This is a genomic window from Bradyrhizobium sp. CCBAU 65884, from assembly GCF_028128835.1.
Classification (GTDB): domain Bacteria; phylum Pseudomonadota; class Alphaproteobacteria; order Rhizobiales; family Xanthobacteraceae; genus Bradyrhizobium; species Bradyrhizobium ottawaense.
The window spans coordinates 303,457-321,717 of the sequence record NZ_LBJU01000131.1; the positions used below are offsets into that span (position 1 = coordinate 303,457).

At 65.5% G+C, this 18,261-nt stretch carries 16 protein-coding genes; 6 read left to right on the forward strand and 10 right to left on the reverse strand.

Translation table 11 applies throughout. The features are described from left to right. Positions 1 to 11: 11 nt before the first annotated feature. Complete coding sequence (locus XI03_RS34630; protein ID WP_018323305.1) at positions 12 to 470, reverse strand: tRNA (cytidine(34)-2'-O)-methyltransferase; 459 nt, start codon at positions 468 to 470, stop codon at positions 12 to 14. Between the two features lie 287 nt (positions 471 to 757). Here XI03_RS34630 and petA point away from each other — a divergent pair, with 287 nt between their 5' ends. From petA to XI03_RS34660, 6 genes are all read left to right on the forward strand, one after another. Next, entirely contained in the window at positions 758 to 1,288 is a 531-nt protein-coding gene (petA, locus tag XI03_RS34635) for a ubiquinol-cytochrome c reductase iron-sulfur subunit (protein WP_271594603.1), read from the forward strand. A gap of 62 nt (positions 1,289 to 1,350) precedes the next feature. Next, complete coding sequence (gene fbcH / locus XI03_RS34640; RefSeq protein ID WP_095426908.1) at positions 1,351 to 3,423, forward strand: cytochrome b/c1; 2,073 nt, start codon at positions 1,351 to 1,353, stop codon at positions 3,421 to 3,423. A 261-nt stretch (positions 3,424 to 3,684) separates the two neighbouring features. Further along, complete coding sequence (locus XI03_RS34645; protein WP_028141701.1) at positions 3,685 to 4,359, forward strand: dienelactone hydrolase family protein; 675 nt, start codon at positions 3,685 to 3,687, stop codon at positions 4,357 to 4,359. Positions 4,360 to 4,391: 32 nt separating this feature from the next. Further along, positions 4,392 to 5,006 carry a hypothetical protein gene (locus tag XI03_RS34650; protein ID WP_271594604.1) on the forward strand — a complete coding sequence of 205 codons (615 nt, stop codon included), beginning with the start codon at positions 4,392 to 4,394 and terminating at the stop codon, positions 5,004 to 5,006. Positions 5,007 to 5,265: 259 nt separating this feature from the next. Beyond that, positions 5,266 to 7,431 (forward strand): anthranilate synthase component I, encoded by a 2,166-nt coding sequence (locus tag XI03_RS34655; RefSeq protein WP_271594605.1) that lies wholly within the window; start codon positions 5,266 to 5,268, stop codon positions 7,429 to 7,431. A gap of 119 nt (positions 7,432 to 7,550) precedes the next feature. Next, the gene (locus XI03_RS34660) at positions 7,551 to 8,090 is read left to right on the forward strand and encodes an adenine phosphoribosyltransferase (RefSeq protein WP_018323310.1); all 540 of its coding nucleotides are present in this window, start codon (positions 7,551 to 7,553) and stop codon (positions 8,088 to 8,090) included. Positions 8,091 to 8,106: 16 nt separating this feature from the next. Here XI03_RS34660 and XI03_RS34665 read toward each other — a convergent pair whose 3' ends face one another. The 9 genes from XI03_RS34665 to XI03_RS34705 form a co-directional block, all read right to left on the reverse strand. Beyond that, the gene (locus XI03_RS34665) at positions 8,107 to 8,439 is read right to left on the reverse strand and encodes a GIY-YIG nuclease family protein (RefSeq protein ID WP_028141699.1); all 333 of its coding nucleotides are present in this window, start codon (positions 8,437 to 8,439) and stop codon (positions 8,107 to 8,109) included. Positions 8,440 to 8,526: 87 nt separating this feature from the next. Next, positions 8,527 to 9,195, reverse strand: a complete 669-nt coding sequence (locus tag XI03_RS34670; RefSeq protein ID WP_028141698.1) for a hypothetical protein — start codon at positions 9,193 to 9,195, stop codon at positions 8,527 to 8,529. 60 nt (positions 9,196 to 9,255) lie between these two features. Next, complete coding sequence (locus tag XI03_RS34675; RefSeq protein WP_028141697.1) at positions 9,256 to 10,008, reverse strand: hypothetical protein; 753 nt, start codon at positions 10,006 to 10,008, stop codon at positions 9,256 to 9,258. A gap of 207 nt (positions 10,009 to 10,215) precedes the next feature. Next, positions 10,216 to 11,430, reverse strand: coding sequence for a M48 family metallopeptidase (locus XI03_RS34680; RefSeq protein WP_271594606.1), 1,215 nt, complete (start codon positions 11,428 to 11,430; stop codon positions 10,216 to 10,218). 34 nt (positions 11,431 to 11,464) lie between these two features. After that, the gene (locus tag XI03_RS34685; RefSeq protein WP_018323315.1) at positions 11,465 to 12,025 is read right to left on the reverse strand and encodes a LemA family protein; all 561 of its coding nucleotides are present in this window, start codon (positions 12,023 to 12,025) and stop codon (positions 11,465 to 11,467) included. A 138-nt stretch (positions 12,026 to 12,163) separates the two neighbouring features. Further along, positions 12,164 to 13,144 carry a small ribosomal subunit Rsm22 family protein gene (locus tag XI03_RS34690; protein ID WP_028141695.1) on the reverse strand — a complete coding sequence of 327 codons (981 nt, stop codon included), beginning with the start codon at positions 13,142 to 13,144 and terminating at the stop codon, positions 12,164 to 12,166. A 111-nt stretch (positions 13,145 to 13,255) separates the two neighbouring features. Continuing rightward, a complete protein-coding gene (smc, locus tag XI03_RS34695; RefSeq protein ID WP_212429494.1) occupies positions 13,256 to 16,720 on the reverse strand; it encodes a chromosome segregation protein SMC in 3,465 nt (1,154 codons plus the stop codon). A gap of 217 nt (positions 16,721 to 16,937) precedes the next feature. Continuing rightward, complete coding sequence (locus XI03_RS34700) at positions 16,938 to 17,594, reverse strand: DsbA family protein (protein ID WP_038972146.1); 657 nt, start codon at positions 17,592 to 17,594, stop codon at positions 16,938 to 16,940. A 140-nt stretch (positions 17,595 to 17,734) separates the two neighbouring features. Beyond that, positions 17,735 to 18,226 (reverse strand): DUF721 domain-containing protein, encoded by a 492-nt coding sequence (locus tag XI03_RS34705; RefSeq protein ID WP_028141692.1) that lies wholly within the window; start codon positions 18,224 to 18,226, stop codon positions 17,735 to 17,737. Positions 18,227 to 18,261: the final 35 nt, after the last annotated feature.

Here is an 18,261-nt window from a genome sequence, read left to right on the forward strand (position 1 = left end):
TCCTCAATCTATCAGGCTTGCGGGTTCCGGATCTGCCGCAGCGCCTCGCCGGCGGCCATGGCCGCGGTCATGGCGACATTGAGCGACCGCAGCCCCGCCTTGATCGGGATCACCAGCCGGGCATCGGCGGCCTCGACCACCGCGTCCGTGACACCGGCGCTCTCGCGCCCGAATAGCAGGATGTCCGACGTCTGGTAACGGAAATCGCGGTAGTCGGTGGCAGCTTTCGTGGTGAACAGCAGCAGGCGGTAGCCATGTGCGGCGCGCCAGTCCTCGAATTTGGCCCAGGAGTCGTGTCTGATAAGGCTGACGTGGTCGAGGTAGTCCATTCCCGCCCGGCGGAACAGGCGGTCGGAGACGGGGAAGCCCGCCGGTTCGATGATATGGGCGGCGATGCCCAGGCAGGCGCAAAGCCTGAGAATCGTGCCGGTGTTCTGGGCGATGTCGGGTTGGAAAAGCGCTATCTGCATGGGCTGTGCGAGGGCTGTATCGGGGGCGATGCGGGCCGGAAATGTCTCAATAAAACATCGCCCGCCCGGGAATTCGTGCATGGCACGCTCCCGCGCCGATAGCGGGCTTGCGCTCGCCCGGCAAGGGTGCCAATAGAACGATTCTGGACTGCTGTTTCACCCGTTTAGAGGTGAATGGGCGAAGTTCTGCCGCCGCGGGGGGCCGCGGGCGCCGGCAGACTGTTCCGGGGACCTTGGGGGCTCCTGGAGCGGTTCCACCGGTGGCGTAAGAAGAAAGGGTTGGAATCGTGACGACAGCGTCTTCGGCGGACCATCCGACACGCCGTGATTTCTTATTCGTTGCAACCGGGGCAGCTGCAGCAGTAGGGGGCGCAGCCGCGCTCTGGCCCTTCATCTCCCAAATGAATCCTGACGCTTCGACTATCGCCGCCGGTGCGCCGATCGAGGTCGATCTCAGTCCGGTCGCCGAAGGTCAGGACATCAAGGTGTTCTGGCGCGGCAAGCCGATCTACATCAGCCACCGCACCAAGAAGCAGATCGACGAGGCGCGCGCCGTCAACGTGGCGAGCCTGCCTGATCCCGAGACCGACGAGGCGCGGGTCAAGTCCGGCCATGATCAATGGCTGGTCGTGATCGGTATCTGCACCCATCTCGGCTGCATCCCCATCGCCCATGAGGGCAATTACGACGGGTTCTTCTGCCCCTGCCATGGTTCGCAGTACGATTCGTCCGGCCGCATCCGCCAGGGGCCCGCGCCCGCTAACCTGCCGGTGCCGCCGTACCAGTTCGTTTCCGACACCAAAATCCAGATCGGCTGAGCCTCGGATCCTCGTCCGAAGCTTCCCGCCGTCTCGTCGTACTATTTCCTCAGGATCGCATCATGAGCGGACCATCCGACTACCAGCCGAGCAATCCGGCCCTGCAATGGATCGAGCGGCGCCTGCCGATCCTCGGCCTCATGCACTCCTCCTTCGTTGCCTATCCCACCCCGCGTAACCTGAACTATTGGTGGACCTTCGGCGCCATCCTCTCCTTCATGCTGGGGATGCAGATCCTGACCGGCGTGATCCTGGCGATGCACTATACGCCGCATGCCGATCTCGCCTTCAAGTCGGTCGAGCTGATCGTCCGTGACGTGAACTACGGCTGGCTGCTGCGCAACATGCATGCGGTCGGCGCATCGATGTTCTTTGTCGCCGTCTATGTTCACATGTTCCGCGGCCTCTATTACGGGTCCTACAAGGAGCCGCGCGAGGTGCTGTGGATCCTCGGCGTCATCATCTACCTCTTGATGATGGCGACCGGCTTCATGGGCTACGTGCTGCCCTGGGGTCAGATGAGCTTCTGGGGCGCCACGGTCATCACCAACCTGTTCTCCGCCATTCCCTATGTCGGCGAGAGCATCGTGACGCTGCTGTGGGGCGGCTATTCGGTCGGCAATCCGACGCTCAACCGCTTCTTCTCGCTGCATTACCTGCTGCCGTTCCTGATCGCGGGCGTCGTCGTGCTCCACGTCTGGGCGCTGCACGTCGCCGGCCAGAACAATCCTGACGGCGTCGAGCCGAAGACGGAAAAGGATACGGTGCCGTTTACGCCGCACGCGACCATCAAGGACATGTTCGGCGTCGCCTGCTTCATGCTGCTCTACGCCTGGTTCATCTTCTACATGCCGAACTATCTCGGCGACGCCGACAACTACATTCCGGCGAACCCGGGCGTGACGCCGCCGCACATCGTGCCGGAATGGTATTACCTGCCGTTCTACGCGATCCTGCGCTCGATCCCGAACAAGCTCGCCGGCGTCATCGGGATGTTCGGTGCGATCATCATCCTGTGCTTCCTGCCCTGGCTGGACGCCGCGAAGACGAGGTCGTCGAAGTATCGCCCGCTGGCCAAGCAGTTCTTCTGGATCTTCGTCGTGGTCTGCATCCTGCTCGGCTATCTCGGGGCGCAGCCGCCGGAAGGCATCTACGTCATTGCCGGCCGGGTCCTGACGGTCTGCTACTTCGCCTACTTCCTGATCGTGCTGCCGCTGCTCTCGCGCATCGAGAAGCCGCGGCCGGTGCCGAACTCGATCTCGGATGCGGTGCTGGCCAAGACCGGTAGCCGATCGACGCCGATGGTCTCGACCGCGATCATGCTGGCGCTCGCCGGTTCGTTGTTCGCAGGCTCGGTCGACAGCGCGAAGGCGTCTGAAGGCAGCGATACGCCTCCGGGCAACAAATGGTCGTTCTCCGGCCCTTTCGGTAAGTTCGACCGCGGCGCGCTGCAGCGCGGCCTGAAGGTCTACAAGGAGGTCTGCGCCAGCTGCCACGGCCTGTCCTATGTGGCCTTCCGCAACCTCGCCGAGCCCGGTGGGCCCAGCTATTCGGTGGCGCAGGCGGCGGCCTTCGCGTCGGAATACAAGGTCAAGGACGGTCCGAACGATGCCGGCGACATGTTCGAGCGTGCGGGGCGTCCGGCGGACTATTTCCCCTCGCCGTTCCCGAACGAGCAGGCCGCTCGCGCGGCGAACGGTGGCGCGGCGCCGCCGGACCTCTCCCTGATCACCAAGGCGCGCTCCTATAAGCGCGGCTTCCCCTGGTTCATCTTCGACTTCTTCACCCAGTTCCAGGAGCAGGGCCCGGACTACGTCTCGGCATTGCTGCAGGGCTTCGAGGACAAGGTGCCGGAAGGCGTGACCATTCCGGAGGGCTCGTACTACAACAAGTACTTCCCGGGCCACGCCATCAAGATGCCGAAGCCGCTCAGCGACGGCCAGGTGACCTATGACGACGGCTCGCCGACCACGGTCGCGCAATATTCCAAGGACGTCACCACCTTCCTGATGTGGACCGCCGAGCCGCACATGGAAGCGCGCAAGCGCCTCGGATTCCAGGTCTTCGTGTTCCTGATCCTGTTCGCGGGGCTGATGTACTTCACCAAGAAGAAGGTCTGGGCCAGCTCCCACTGAGCGCTCTGATGCGACGAGAAATGAAGAAGCCCCCGCAAGGGGGCTTTTTTGTTGGGTCCGTGTCCCGGACGCGCGAAGCGCGAGCCGGGACCCAGAATGCTCGTAGCTGGACCCCCGGATCGGCGGCGCATCACGCCGCAAGGGGCGGCGCGCTGCGCTGCATCCGGGGCACGAGAGTTTGTTTGCGCGGTGATTGCGTCGTTCGCATGCACCCGCCAAAATGCCACCAACCGCTCCCCCAAGATCTCATCGGAGGACACCATGGGAACCGCCATCACCTTCAAGCGCCCGGACGGCAAGGACGCCTCGGGCTATCTCGCCAATGCCGCGCGCGGCAATGCGCCGGGCGTGGTCGTCATCCAGGAATGGTGGGGCCTGTCGGACCAGATCAAGGGCCTGTGCGACCGCTTCGCGTTGGCCGGTTTCGACGCGCTGGCACCCGATCTCTACAAGGGCAAGGTGGTACCGTATCACGACACGGACAGCGCCAACAAGGAGATGAACTCGCTCGACTTCATGGACGCCACCACGCAGACCGTGCGCGGCGCCGCGCAATATCTGTCGCGTAACGGCGCCAAGGTCGGGCTGACCGGCTTCTGTCTCGGCGGCGCCGTCACCATCATCGGCTCGGTGCATGTGCCAGAGCTCGCGGCCGGCGTCGTGTTCTACGGCATCCCGCCGGAGCAGGCGGCCAAGCCCGCCGACGTCAAGATCCCGCTCCAGGCCCATTTCGCCAACAAGGACGATTGGTGCACACCGGAGCTGGTCAGCGGCTTCGAGAAGGCCATGAAGGCCGCCGGGAAGTCGCTGGAGCTGTTCCGCTATGACGCCGAGCACGCCTTCGTCAACGAGCAGCGCCAGGCCGTGCACGACCGCGAAGCCGCCGAACTCGCCTGGGGACGGGCGACGGAGTTTTTCAGGAAGCATCTGGGTTGAGACGGGAGCAATCGACCAGGGGCAGCGAGGGAATGTCGACATCGTTTCTCACGCGCCGCGTGCTCGGCTCGATCGTTCGACCGGTGATCGTCCTTGGCGTCCTGCTGCTGACGGCAGCTCAGGCGCCGGGACAACAAGCCTTCGTCACGCTGAACGGTAATCTCAAAACGGAGGCCTGGTGGGTCATCGCGGAATTCCAACCCTTCACGACGGAGGTTCGCGGTATCCCCGCGAACCAGATCCGCAAGAGCTGGTGCAAGGCGACTGAATTCCGCAAGGACCTGATCCCCAAAGAGCTGATGTTCGAGAACGGCACCGACGCGATGAAGGGCGCCGGCATGTCCTTTACCATCGAGGGGCGCTTCGACGGCGGCGCCACGAAGCAGATCGCCGTGGTCGGCGTGTTTCAGGAGTGTGCGGGTCCCAAGGGCAGGTTCATGCTGCTCCTCGATCAGGCGGACGGCGAGAAGCCGAAGATCCGCTTTGTCGACGCCATACGCACGAACCGCCAGTTCGCCGCTCTCTCGAAGGACAAGGGCGGCAAGCTCGTCCTTTGGGGATGCATGGAATGCGACGGCTATTCCGTCCTCAAATGGGATCGGACGAAGAACCGGTTCGGCTGGGGGCCGCAGGCCGAGGAGCCCTGAGCCAAGCAGAAGCGGCAGCCGGACGCTGCGCGCCCGGTCGCGGGGAGTAGGTTTCTCACCTTGACGCCGCCCCCGCGCCATGGTGAGTATCCGCCCATGAGCACCGCAGCCTGCCCAGCCCGTCTTTGGTGGCGCACCTCCTAAGAGGTGGCCGGTGCGATTTACCTTTCCCAAATCGTCTGAGGTCGCCTGCACAGTGCGGCGGCCTTCTCGTTTGTCCTGTGTGGCGTTCCCTCGGCAAGTTTCGTAAGAGGACGACATGAACAGGACAGTCTTTGCCCTCCCGGCCAGAAGCGACTACGCGACCCGCGCGGGTCTGGCGATCACGCGCGTGGCGGAGCAGTTTACCGGCGGCGCCAACAGGCTCGACGACCTGATCAACCTGCTCGACCGCCGCCGCGGCGTGGTGCTGTCCTCGGGCACGACCGTGCCCGGCCGCTACGAGAGCTTTGACCTCGGCTTCTCCGATCCCCCGCTCAAGCTCGAGACATCAGGCGTCAATTTCAAGCTGGAGGCGCTGAACGCGCGCGGGCAGGTGCTGATCGCCTTCCTCGGCGATGTGCTGCGCGAGCCCTGCGTCGTCATCTCCGAGAAGAACGCCACGCGCCTTGCCGGCCACATCATCCGCGGCGATGCGCCGGTCGAGGAAGACCAGCGCACGCGGCGCGCCAGCGTGATGTCGCTGGTGCGCGATATCATTGCCGCCTTCTCGGCCAATGACGACGGGTTGCTCGGCCTGTTCGGCGCTTTCGCCTACGACCTCGTGTTCCAGATCGAGGACCTCGTGCAGAAGCGCGCACGAGAGAGCGACCAGCGTGACATCGTTCTCTACGTGCCCGATCGCCTGCTGGCCTATGACCGCGCCACCGGCCGCGGCGTGGTGCTGAGCTACGATTTTGCCTGGAAGGGCAAGTCGACCGAGGGCCTGCCGCGCGAGACCGCCGAGAGTCCGTATCTGAAGACGCCGCGGCAGGGGTTTGCCGATCACGCGCCCGGCGAATATCAGGCCACCGTCGAGACGGCGCGTGCTGCGTTTGCGCGCGGCGATCTGTTCGAGGCGGTGCCGGGCCAGCTGTTCGCCGAGCCCTGCGATCGCTCGCCTGCCGAAGTGTTCCAGCGGCTCTGCGTCATCAACCCGTCGCCCTACGGCGCGCTGATGAATCTGGGTGAGGGCGAATTCCTGGTGTCGGCCTCGCCGGAAATGTTCGTGCGCTCGGACGGACGTCGGGTCGAGACCTGCCCGATCTCAGGCACGATCGCGCGCGGCACCGACGCGATCGGCGACGCCGAGCAGATCCGCCAGCTCCTGAACTCGGAGAAGGACGAGTTCGAGCTCAACATGTGCACCGACGTCGACCGCAACGACAAGGCGCGCGTCTGCGTGCCCGGCACGATCAAGGTGCTGGCGCGGCGCCAGATCGAGACCTATTCAAAGCTCTTCCACACCGTCGATCATGTCGAGGGCATGCTGCGTCCCGGCTTCGACGCGCTCGACGCCTTCCTCACCCACGCGTGGGCCGTGACCGTCACCGGCGCACCCAAGCTGTGGGCGATGCAGTTCGTCGAGGATCACGAGCGCTCGCCGCGCCGCTGGTATGCCGGCGCGATCGGCGCAGTGAACTTCGACGGCAGCATCAACACCGGCCTCACCATCCGCACTATTCGCATGAAGGATGGTCTGGCTGAAGTGCGTGTCGGCGCCACCTGTCTGTTCGACTCGGATCCTGCCGCGGAAGACCGCGAATGCCAGGTCAAGGCCGCAGCCCTGTTCCAGGCGCTGCGCGGCGATCCGCCAAAGCCGCTGTCGACTTTTGCGCCGGATGCGACCGGTTCGGGCAAGCGGGTGCTGCTGATCGACCACGACGACAGCTTCGTGCACATGCTCGCCGATTATTTCCGCCAGGTCGGCGCCGACGTCACCGTGGTCCGCCATGTGCATGCACTCGACATGCTCAAGCGGAAGACATGGGATTTGCTGGTGCTGTCGCCGGGCCCCGGCAGACCGGAAGATTTCGGGATCAAGAAGACGATCGACGCGGCGCTGGAGCAGAAGCTGCCGGTGTTTGGCGTCTGCCTCGGCGTGCAGGCGATCGGCGAATATTTCGGCGGCGAGCTCGGCCAGCTCACCCATCCCGCGCACGGCCGTCCCTCGCGGGTGCAGGTGCGCGGCGGACGCTTGATGCGCAATTTGCCGAACGAGATCGTCATCGGCCGCTATCACTCGCTCTTTGTCGAGCGCGACAGCATGCCGGAGGTGTTGTCCGTCACCGCCAGCACCGAGGACGGCGTCGCCATGGCGCTGGAGCACAAGACGCTGCCGGTCGCCGGCGTGCAATTCCATCCGGAATCGCTGATGTCGCTCAGCAATGAGGTGGGACTACGTATTGTCGAGAATGCGTTCCGGCTGGATGCTGGGGCGAATTGAGTGCAGGATATTTCACCTCGTCATTCCGGGATGGTGCGTCAGCACCAGATCCGGAATCTCGAGATTCCGGGTTCGATGCTGACGCATCGCCCCGGAATGACAACTGAGATGAGAACCGAATGACCTTTGACCACGACATCAAGGCGAGCGTCCGGACCATTCCCGACTATCCCAAGCCGGGGATCATGTTCCGCGATATCACGACCCTGCTCGCGGACGCGCGCGCGTTCCGCCGCGCGGTCGACGAGCTCGTCAACCCCTGGGCCGGCAACAAGATCGACAAGGTCGCCGGCATGGAGGCGAGGGGCTTCATCATCGGCGGTGCGGTGGCGCACCAGCTCTCGGCCGGCTTCGTGCCGATCCGCAAGAAGGGCAAGCTGCCGCACACCACCGTGCGCATCGCTTATTCGCTCGAATACGGCATCGACGAGATGGAGATGCATGTCGACGCCATCCAGCCCGGCGAGCGCGTCATCCTGGTCGACGACCTCATCGCCACCGGCGGCACCGCGGAAGGCGCGGTGAAGCTGCTGCGCCAGATCGGCGCCAACGTCGTCGCCGCCTGCTTCATCATCGATCTGCCCGAGCTCGGCGGCGCCGCCAAGCTGCGCGCCATGGACGTGCCGGTGCGCACGCTGATGACGTTCGAGGGACACTGAGAGGTCGCCACGATCTTCAGATCGCCTCGGCCTTCAGTTCATCCCGCCAATGCAGCAGGCGCTCCTTCAGGAGCGCGTTCCTGACATAGGCGGTTTCCTCATCCTCCAGGCGCTCGCATTCGCCAAAGGTCAGGCCGGGCTCGCCATGCGCATTCCAGGCAGCCTGAAGGCTGCGGCAGGTGTGGCTGCCCTGGCGCAGCGAGAACCAGATGCGGTTCCGGATCGTCTCCAGGTTCGGCGCCTGGCCGACCCAGGCCTCGCCCGAGACCGCGCAACGCACGACGAAGATGCCCGCAATGGTCTTCCGCTCCTTGTAGGCGGCGATCGCTGCTTTCCGGTCGATGCTCACGGTGACGGGCCTTGCTGAGGGGGATATTGATGCCCGCCTCAATAAGCCCGCTCCAACCCGCAGTCAATATTATCCGGGTGAAATTATCTAGGATCGCTGAAGGATCAGGCTGAGCTCGAGCTCGCGGAAGGCAAAGTAATTCCGCCGGGTCCATTGGTGCAGCTCGGTGGAGGCGTCCTTCTCCTGGCGCAGATAGCCGGTGAAGGAGAAGTTCAGCCGGTCGACATAGGTCTTGAGGAAGCCGGGCAAGGCAGGCAGGCGGAACAGCCGGCCGCCGGCCATCGCGGCCGGCAGCTCGCCGCGCACGACATATTCATTGTCCACGGTGATCAGGTTCATCCGCGGGATCTGCCCGCGCAGCATCTCGTGGGCGCGGGCGGAGGCGCGATCGGTGTCGGCGACGAACAGGATCTGAGGCGCGACATGGCGGCGGGCGGCCTCCTTCAAGAGGCCGATCTCGTCGGTCATCTTGAAGAACTCGTCGAAGGCGTGGAAGCCGAGGTCGATCACCTTGGCCATGCCATCATCGACGATGACGCGGTCCATCAGCTGCATCTTGCCGTAGGTGTCGATCACGTCGGCGGTCTCCGTGATCTTTGGCAGGTAGTCGAGCAGCGACGGTTCCTTCAGATTGACGTCGAAGGCCGCGACGTTGCCGTTCTTGAGCAGCAGAAATTCAGCGAGCAGCCGCGCCAGCAGTGTCTTGCCGACCTGCGGGCGGGGCGAGCAGATGATGTAGACGGGCGTGGCGGGCATCGGCAGCTATATCAGTCGAACCTAGCGACCAATCCAGCCGTATCAGCCCTGCTTGCGCAACTATTTTTCGCTGTTGCGGGTCGCGGGCTTCGAGCCGACGATGTCGGTCAGCCGGATCCGGTCGAACTCGCTCCAGACATTGGCCAGCCAGTGCCGGACATAGCCGCGCAGCACGAACGAATAGTTCGCGGCCTCGTCGCTGATGCCCTTGTTGGCGACGAATTTCAGGAACGGGACGGACGAAACCTCGACCTGCTCATAGGCCATTTCGTTGAGCTTGGGGATGGTCAGCTCGGTCGCGTCCTTGATGCGGTGGAAGTAGGAATTGTAGGTCGCCTGGTCCCATTGAAAGAACTGGGTGTCGTTGATGAAGTTCTTCACCAGGAAATATTTTGCGCCGGTCATGAAGCCCGCGGTTTCGGCGATCTCGTCCAGCGAGGCGATCGAGGGTCCGAGGATGTGGAACACCGCGAAGGTGATCTGGCCTGCCTTGGCGGCATCCAAGAAGCCGATGTCGCGCAGCGAGGCCAGCGCCGGCGAGAGCAGGCCGGCGCGGACGTCGATCACGGTGACCGACGGGCTGGTCGCGTTGAGCGTATCGAAGATCTTCATCTGATCGGCCGTCGTCGTCATGTCGACGATCTCGGTGATGTCGGGGTGGAAGCGCTTCAGGGTTCCGCGCGGCGATTCCGTGTCGAAGGCGCGCGTCGGCACGTTGTTGGCCGAGAAATAATCGAGCAAGGTGCGCGATACCGTGGTCTTGCCGACCCCGCCCTTGTCCGCGCCCACCACAACCACTGCCGGCTTTGCCATTGCTGTCCCCTAACGCGCGCCCCCGATCGCGAGGTCGCAATCGGCCGGGCCCCAAATCGATGTCCGAAGGATGTCCCAAGTCTGCTGTTGGGCGCGAACATGGCAGAAACAAGGGAGAATTCAATTCCTCGGCATGCCGATACGGCAATTCCCGAAGTTTTTCCCAATCGCGGCGAAACCCGCTGCGCGTGGCAGGACATCGCGTGCTTAATGACGGCCCCAGGGACCCATGAGATTGCCCGCCGGGTTGCTGCTCGCGGTCCCGGAGGGGCCGGGTGCGGGCAGGGGCGGCGGAGCGGCCGCATCGTCCCACGGGCCATGACGCAGCGGCGGTGGGGCGTCCTGCGGGTCAGCTTGCGCCTCGGGCTCGTCCGTCTCCTCGGTCGGCGGCAGCGGGCCCGGATCGTGGCCGCCGGCGAACTTGACGAGCGCGTCGACCCGGGATTGCACGGACGGGTGGGTCGCGAACAGATCGGCAAAGCCCTCGCGGGGATTGTCGACGCAGAGCTCCATCACAGCCGAGGTCGCGCCGGGCAGCTCGCCGCGATTCTCGATCTTGCGCAGCGCCGAGATCATCGCATCGGGGTCTTTCGTCAGCTCGACGGAGCCCGCGTCGGCGAGATATTCGCGCGAACGCGACAGTGCGAGCTTGACAACCTGGGACAGCAGCCAGGCCACCACGATCAGCACGATCGCGATGATGATGACGATCCCCGCGCCGCCGCCGGAACTCTTGTTGTCGCTCGATGACGAGGACGACCGCGACGACGAGGAGGAGGAGCCCGAGGACCATGAGCCGCCGGAGCCGGAGCTCCAATTGAAATTGGTGAACAGGCGGAAGAACAATTCGCCGAAGAAGCCGACCACGCCTGCGATGATGACGGCGACCACCATCAGCTGCACGTCGCCGTTCTTGATGTGGGTCAGCTCATGGCCCAGCACCGCCTCGATCTCCTTGTCATCAAGCGCATCGAGCAGACCCGTGGTGACGGTGATCGAATATTGCCTGGGATTGAGGCCGGTCGCGAACGCGTTCAGCGCCGGGCTCTCCATGATCTTCAGCTTCGGCATGGTAATGCCGCGCGAGATGCAGAGGTTTTCCAGCAGATTGTAGAGCCGCGGCTCCTCCTGCCGGGTAACGTCGTGGCCGCCGGTCACCGCGTCGATCATCGACTGGTGGAAGAAATAGGCGATCACGACCCAGGCCGCCGCCACGATCGTCGCAACCGGTGCGGCCACGATCAGATCGTGGAGGGCGCGCCTCAGGTAATAGACGACGGTCTCATTGCCGTTGATGACGACTTCGGCGACCAACGCGCCAGCATAGACCAGCACGTAGACCAGCATGAACAGGCCGGCGAGCAGAAGCATCGAACGAAACCTGTTCGAGGCGATGTGCGTGTAGAGACCATACGCGGCCATGACGCGGGTGCCCTGCCGGCCTATCGGCTCAAGATCAGAACTTCACCTGCGGCGCGGCCTCGACCTCGGTGCGGCTGGCGCCGAGATCGAAGAAGTCCTTCCTGGTGAAGCCGAACATGCCGGCGAACAAAGCGGCGGGCAGCTGCTGGATGCCGGTGTTGTATTCCTGGACCGCGTTGTTGAAGAAGCGGCGGCTCGCCGCGATCTTGTTCTCGAGGTCGGAAAGCTCGGATGCGAGCTGCTGGAAATTGGCGTTGGCCTTGAGGTCGGGATAGGCCTCCGACAGCGCGATCAGCCGGCCGAGCGCGCCGGACAGCTGGTTCTCGGCCGCGGACACCTGCGCCGGCCCCTGCGCCGACATCGCCGAATTGCGTGCCTTGATGACGTCGTCGAGCGTGCCGCGCTCGTGCGAGGCGTAGCCCTTCACCGTCTCGACCAGGTTCGGGATCAGGTCGTGGCGCTGCTTGAGCTGCACGTCGATATCGGCAAAGGCCTGGCCGACGCGCTGGCTCAGCGCCACCAGGCGGTTGTAGGCGCTGAAGGCGAACAGCGCGAGGACGACGATGACGCCGAGAACGATCCAGCCGGTCGACATGGAGAACTCCTGAAGGGGGAAGAAGGCGGGCGCTAGCCTAGACCAAATTGGCGCAGGATGAGAGCCCGGCGCAGAGGAGAGGTAAGGCTTGGTCGAATGTGGAGCCGCCCGCGTTCAAAGCAAAAGTCCGGAACGAGGTTAACTTTCGGACAGAACGGCGTCGCCCCAGCGCCAGCGGCGTGCCCCGGCATAGGCGGCCTTGTCGCGACGAGGCACCCTCGTGATGGCGACGCCATCCTCGGTGCAGAGCTTGGCCGTGATCTCGGCCTTGCCGACATCCGGCGGCGCCAGCACGCGCGCGGCGCGCACGGCGGGCGGCGTGCGGGTCAGCGCGACGTAGATGAAGCGCTCGTCCTCGAATGGCACCTCCGCGCCCTTGATTTGCCGGTGTGCCTGCGAGCGCGGCAGGCGCTGGTTGAAATGGCACCAGTCGGGCGCGGTGAGCGGGCAGGGTTTTTCGTGCGGGCAGGGGGCGGCGACGAAGGCGCCGGCCGCGATCAATTGCTGGCGCAGCGCGAGGATGCGCGCGGTGCCGGCTGGCGTGCCGGGCTCGATCACGACCAGTGCGTGGCGCGCTTTCGCCCACATGGCCGCGGCGAGCGCGCGCTGCTCGCTTTCACTGAGCTCGCCGATGACATAGCTCGCAACCACGAGATCCGCTTGCGCGACCTCGGCGAGGTTGCCGCCGGCATCGCCCGGCAGATAGCGGCATTCCGCCAGCCGCGTGCTGTCGCGCGCGAGTTCGAGCGCGAGCCGGCTCAAAGTGGCATTGGCGTCGAGAAGGGTAAAATCCTGTAGCGAGGGAAAGGCCTCCGCGGCGGCCCAGCTCGCGGTGCCCGGGCCGGCGCCAACGTCCAGCAGCGTTTCCGGAGCCAGATCCGGTGCGATCTCGGTCAGCGCATTCAGGCTTGCGGCGACGGCCGCGTAGGTCGCCGGCATGCGCGCCAGCGCATAGGCGAGCGCATCGGCGTCCGACTTGATCGTGCCGGAGCCGCCGCCGGCGCGGTAGCTGGTCGAGATTTTCTGCGAACGCTGTGCGGCGTCGGTACGGGAGAAGCCCTGCAGCCTGCCGTCAAGGGCGGCTTTCAATTCGGCGGGGAGGGTGGGTGAGATCATCATCAACCTCCCATCATTCCGGGGCGCGCGAAGCGCGAACCTGGAATCCAGAGATTGTGGTTCGAGATTCCGGGCTCGATGCTGCGCATCGCCCCGGAATGACGGTCAATCTTCTCAAGCCACGTTCTGGTCGAGGATGTCCACCGCCTCTGACAGGCTGACCGACACCAGCTGCGACACGCCGCGCTCAGCCATCGTAACGCCGAACAGCCGGTTCATCCGCGCCATCGTGATCGGATTGTGCGTGATGATGATGAAGCGCGTGTCGGTCGAGCCGGTCATTTCGTGGAGGAGGTTGCAGTACCGTTCGACGTTGTGGTCGTCGAGCGGCGCGTCGACTTCGTCCAGCACGCAGATCGGCGAAGGGTTGGTCAAGAACACCGCGAAGATCAGCGCCATCGCGGTCAGCGCCTGCTCGCCGCCCGACAGCAGCGACAGCGTCTGCGGCTTCTTGCCCGGCGGCTTGGCGATGATTTCGAGGCCGGCTTCCAGCGGGTCGTCGCTCTCGATCAGATGCAGCGCGGCCTCGCCGCCGCCGAACAGCTCGACGAACAGGCGCTTGAAGTGGTTGTTGACGACCTCGAACGAGGTCAGGAGACGCTCGCGCGCTTCCTTGTTGAGGCTCTGGATGCCCTGGCGCAGCCGCTTGATGGCTTCGACGAGGTCGTCGCGCTCGGTGACCAGACCCGTGTGCTGGGTCTCGACCTCGCGCAGCTCTTCTTCAGCGCGGAGGTTGACGGCCCCTAGGCGCTCGCGGTCGCGGCGCATCTTTTCGAGGTCTTCCTCGATGTCGTGCAGCGGCGGCAGCTCCGCGCCGGGCTCGATCTCGGCGAGGCCGGCGACGGCCTGCGGCTCGACCTCGAGCATGTCGCGGATCTCGCGTTCGATGTCCTCGAGACGGCGCCGCGCGCCTTCCATGCGCTCCTCGGCGCGGGCGGTGGCCTCGCGCGAGCTGGAGAGGGCTTCGAGCGTCAGCTTGGCGACGCGATCGGTCTCCGCCATCGCGCTTTCCGCGGTGGCGAGCGCGTCGGCGGCCATGCGGCGGTCGTTCTCGGCATATTCGATCTCGGTGATCAGCGCGCTGCGCTTCTCGGCGAACACTTGCGGCGCGTTTTCGAGATCGCTGCGCTCGATCGTGAGTTCGGCAATGCGGGCCTGGATGGTGTCGATGTGGGAGGCCGCGCTCTCCTTGCGGTTCTGCCACTCGGTGCGTTCGGCGAGGATCGCCTGCACGCGGCGGTCGGCCAGCTCGGCCTCGCGTGCCAGCGCCTGCGCCTCGGCGCGGACCTGCGCGGCCATGCGGCGATGGCCTTCGATGTCGCTGCGAACCGCGGCCAGACGGGTCTCGGTATCCTCGCTCGACGGCAGCTCGGAGATGCCGGCTTCTGCGTATTCGTAGGCGGCCTCGGCCTCGGCGCGGTCGGCGGCGAGACGGCTGTGCGCTTCCGACAGCGTCGCCTTGCGCGCGGCGTGGCGGCTGATCTCGCGCTCGGCGGTGGCATGGCGTTCACGCGCGACGTTGAGCTCGCGCTGGGCGGCGCGCCAGGCTTCGCGGCTGGCGCCTTCGGTGCTCGCGGCCATCTGCAGCTCGGACTCGGCGTTCTCCAGCGCCTGACGCTTGATCTGCGCGTCGATGCGGGCCTGCTCCAGCTCGTTCTCGATGTCGACGAGACGGGCGCGCTCGGCGAGGCGGCGGGCTGCACCGGTCGGCGCATGCGCCGCCGCGACAAAGCCGTCCCAGCGCCAGACGTCGCCCTCGGGCGAGACCAGCCGCTGGCCGGTCTTGAGCTGCGAGACCAGCTCGGCACCGCGCTCGCGCGGAACCACGCCGATCTGGGCCAGACGGCGCGTCAGCTCGGCCGGCGCCTGCACATGATTGGCGAGCGGCACGGCGCCTTCCGGCAGCTCCGGATCGCCGTCGGTGTGTCCGACATTGGTCCAGCGCATCGGCGCCGACGGGTCGATCGGGGCATCGAGATCGTCGCCGAGCGCGGCGCCGATGGCCTTTTCAAAGCCCTTGTCGACGGTGATGCCGTCGATGATCGGCGGCCACAGATTCTTGGTCTCGCCGTTGAGGATCTTGGAGATCGTGCGCGCCTCGGTTTCGAGCCGCTGTGCGCGCTTGTCGGCCTCGACCAGCGGCGAGCGCGAGGATTCCAGCGTCTGGCGTGCCGCGACGTGGGCGGCTTCGCTCGCTTGCGCCGCGGCTTCCGAGGCGGCCAGCGTCTGCTCCGCGGTCTCGACCGTCGCGGTCAGCTCGTCGAGATCGCCAAAGCCGCCAGTCTCGGCGGCAAGCTTCTGCTCTTCCGCAGCGACGTTCGCGATCTCCTGGTCGAGCCGGGCCAGCTTGTCGCGGTGGGTGCGGACGTTGGCCTCGAGCTGGTTGCGCTTGGCGGTGAGGTCGGCCAGCGCGGTGGTGAGCTCGGCGAACTGCTGTTCGGTTTCGGTCAGCACCGCCTCGGCTTCGCCGACGCGCTCGTCGACACCGGAGCGCTTCTCGACGCGCGACTTGATCTCTTCCTTCAGCTCGGAATCTTCGGTGTCGAGCCGCTGCAGCGCGACGTCGGCGTCCATGGTCTGCTGCTGGGCGCGGGAGATATCGCCTTCGAACTGGGCAAGGCGGCGCTCGAGCTCGGCGACGCGCTCCTTGGCGCGCTCCTCCTCGCGGTCGAGCAGCTCGCGAGCATTGGTCAGGCGCTGCAAGCCTGCGGCGGCGCGCGCCTCGGCATCGCGTAGCGCCGGCATTTCGGCGGCGCGGATCGCCTGGATGCGGGCGGCTTCGGCCTGGTGCTGGGTGCGCTCGGCCATCTCGCGCACCGCGAGATCGTGGGTCTGGCCGGATTCGTTGACGTCGGCATGCGCGCCGACCCAGCGCAGGTGGAACAGGGTTGCTTCGGCCTTGCGGACCTTGGCCGCGACCTCGCGGTAGCGCACGGCCTGGCGGGCCTGCTTCTTCAGGCCTTCCATTTGTCCTGCGAGCTGGCCGATCACGTCCTCGACGCGGGTGAGGTTGGTTTCGGCCGCCTTCAGCCGCAGCTCGGCCTCGTGGCGGCGGGCGTGCAGACCGGCGACGCCGGCAGCGTCTTCCAGCACGCGACGGCGCTGCTCGGGCTTGGCCTGGATGATCTCGCCGATCTTGCCTTGGTGGACGAGAGCCGGCGAACGCGCGCCGGTGGCGGCATCCGCAAACAGGATCTGCACGTCGCGGGCGCGCACGTCGCGGCCGTTGATGCGATAGACCGACCCCGCCTCGCGCTCGATGCGGCGGGAGATTTCGAGCAGCTGGCTGTCGTTCATCGCCGCCGGCGCGGTGCGATCGGCATTGTCGATCGTCATCGTCACTTCGGCGTGGTTGCGCGCGGGACGGTTGCCGGAGCCTGCGAAGATCACCGCGTCCATGTCGGCGGCGCGCAGCGACTTGTACGAGGTCTCACCCATCGCCCAGCGCAGCGCTTCGACGAGATTCGACTTGCCGCAGCCGTTGGGGCCGACCACGCCGGTCAGGCCGGGCTCGATGACGAAGTCCGTGGGCTCAACGAAGGACTTGAAACCGTGAAGGCGCAGGCGGGTGATTTTCATAAGCACGCATCTCTGTTGGCAGGCGCGAATCCCCCTGCCGGGACACTACCATGGAAGACAGTGTCGCTATCCGGGTGAGTCGCGCGAGGCGCCTCATGCGGCTGGACAATGGCCGCGGTGCCCCGCGAGGGCAACCGGCCAAAGCCGCTTTTCCCAAGGGATTTATGCCGGGAAAGATACGGATTTCGAGATGCGAATCAGAATCTTGACGAGCGAATCAGCTCTTCAGCAGCGGATTGATCTTCTTGGCGAATTCCTCGAACGAGGCCTCACCCTTGATCTTCTCGCCGTTGATGAAGAAGGTCGGCGTCGAATCCACCTTCAGAACGTCGCTGGCATATTTCTGGTCGGCGGCGATCTTGTCGAGCAGCGCCTGGTCCTTCAGGCAGGCCTCGACCTGCTGCTGGGTGAGGCCGGCCTGCTTGCCGATCCGCGTCAGGGTCTCGGTGGTGTTCTTCACCACCCAGTCGTTCTGCTGGCGGAACAGCATGTCGGTGACGGCGAAGTATTTCGGCCCATCACCATTGGCGATGCAGCGCGACAGCATCGAGCCGGCGGCGGCTTTGATGTCGAGCGGGAACTCGCGGAAGATGTAACGCACCTTGCCGGTGTCGATGTATTCCTTCTTGATCTTCGGGAACACCTGCTCGTTGAAGGCGGCGCAGTGCGGGCAGGTCATCGAGGCGTATTCGGTGATGGTGACGGCGGCATCGTTCGGGCCGAGCGCCATGTCGGGCAGTGACACGGGCTTGGTGACGTCGGCGGCGGACTGCGCCGCGGCCTCCGAGATGAACCGCAGCGGCGACAGCCCGGCGAGCGCGGCAAGCCCGGTCAGCGACAGCATCGTGGTGAAGGCGCGGCGGGTGATGATCAAGGTCGGCTCCCGAATTGGCAAAAATGTCGCCCCAGGGGGTCTATGAGGTTCCCGCCCGGGCGGCCTGTCGCTAGCTTGAAACGTAGCTTGAGGCAATGGCGAGCGGTAGAGACGGGTCCAGATTGGCCGCGAAATAAGGCTCAATTTCGCTTGATGGCGGCCCCCAGCCGCGCCAGCGCCGTCTTCAGTTGTTCATCTTCGATATCGCCCAGGCTCTCCGCCACCTTGGCCACCGATTTGGGATCGGGCGGGCCGGGCCGGACCGGTCGGCGCGGGCGCGACAGTGGAGCCTGGCGGAAGGCGAGCTTGCCGACCGCGCTCCAGCCGAAGAAGCGGTTGACGCGCTCCAGGATCACGTCCGCGGAATGCTGGATCTCCAGCGCCATCGGCCCCTCGACCCGCAGCACCAGGGTCGCCGGCTCCTGCGGCTGGCCCTCCACCGGGCGCGGCCATTGCATCTTCAGCGGCTCGGCATGGGCCGCGATCTCGGGACCTGCAATCTGCGCCCACCGCGTCACCAGCTCGCGCGCCGCAAAGCCCTGCTTGGCATAGGCCTCGGCAAAGACGTCGTTGAGCAGGATGCCCAGCGGCTTGGCGCTGATCGGACCGGGTTTGGGAGGGAATTTGGACATGGGTCCTTATAGCACTTCGGCGGGCGGGCCACAGA

Bases quoted from the DNA above. Each gene is read 5' to 3' on its own strand.
- XI03_RS34630 (WP_018323305.1), bottom strand. From the start codon at position 470: ATGCAGATAGCGCTTTTCCAACCCGACATCGCCCAGAACACCGGCACG.
- fbcH (WP_095426908.1), top strand. From the start codon at position 1,351: ATGAGCGGACCATCCGACTACCAGCCGAGCAATCCGGCCCTGCAATGG.
- XI03_RS34645 (WP_028141701.1), top strand. From the start codon at position 3,685: ATGGGAACCGCCATCACCTTCAAGCGCCCGGACGGCAAGGACGCCTCG.
- XI03_RS34650 (WP_271594604.1), top strand. From the start codon at position 4,392: ATGTCGACATCGTTTCTCACGCGCCGCGTGCTCGGCTCGATCGTTCGA.
- XI03_RS34655 (WP_271594605.1), top strand. From the start codon at position 5,266: ATGAACAGGACAGTCTTTGCCCTCCCGGCCAGAAGCGACTACGCGACC.
- XI03_RS34660 (WP_018323310.1), top strand. From the start codon at position 7,551: ATGACCTTTGACCACGACATCAAGGCGAGCGTCCGGACCATTCCCGAC.
- XI03_RS34670 (WP_028141698.1), bottom strand. From the start codon at position 9,195: ATGCCCGCCACGCCCGTCTACATCATCTGCTCGCCCCGCCCGCAGGTC.
- XI03_RS34675 (WP_028141697.1), bottom strand. From the start codon at position 10,008: ATGGCAAAGCCGGCAGTGGTTGTGGTGGGCGCGGACAAGGGCGGGGTC.
- XI03_RS34680 (WP_271594606.1), bottom strand. From the start codon at position 11,430: ATGGCCGCGTATGGTCTCTACACGCACATCGCCTCGAACAGGTTTCGT.
- XI03_RS34685 (WP_018323315.1), bottom strand. From the start codon at position 12,025: ATGTCGACCGGCTGGATCGTTCTCGGCGTCATCGTCGTCCTCGCGCTG.
- XI03_RS34690 (WP_028141695.1), bottom strand. From the start codon at position 13,144: ATGATGATCTCACCCACCCTCCCCGCCGAATTGAAAGCCGCCCTTGAC.
- smc (WP_212429494.1), bottom strand. From the start codon at position 16,720: ATGAAAATCACCCGCCTGCGCCTTCACGGTTTCAAGTCCTTCGTTGAG.
- XI03_RS34705 (WP_028141692.1), bottom strand. From the start codon at position 18,226: ATGTCCAAATTCCCTCCCAAACCCGGTCCGATCAGCGCCAAGCCGCTG.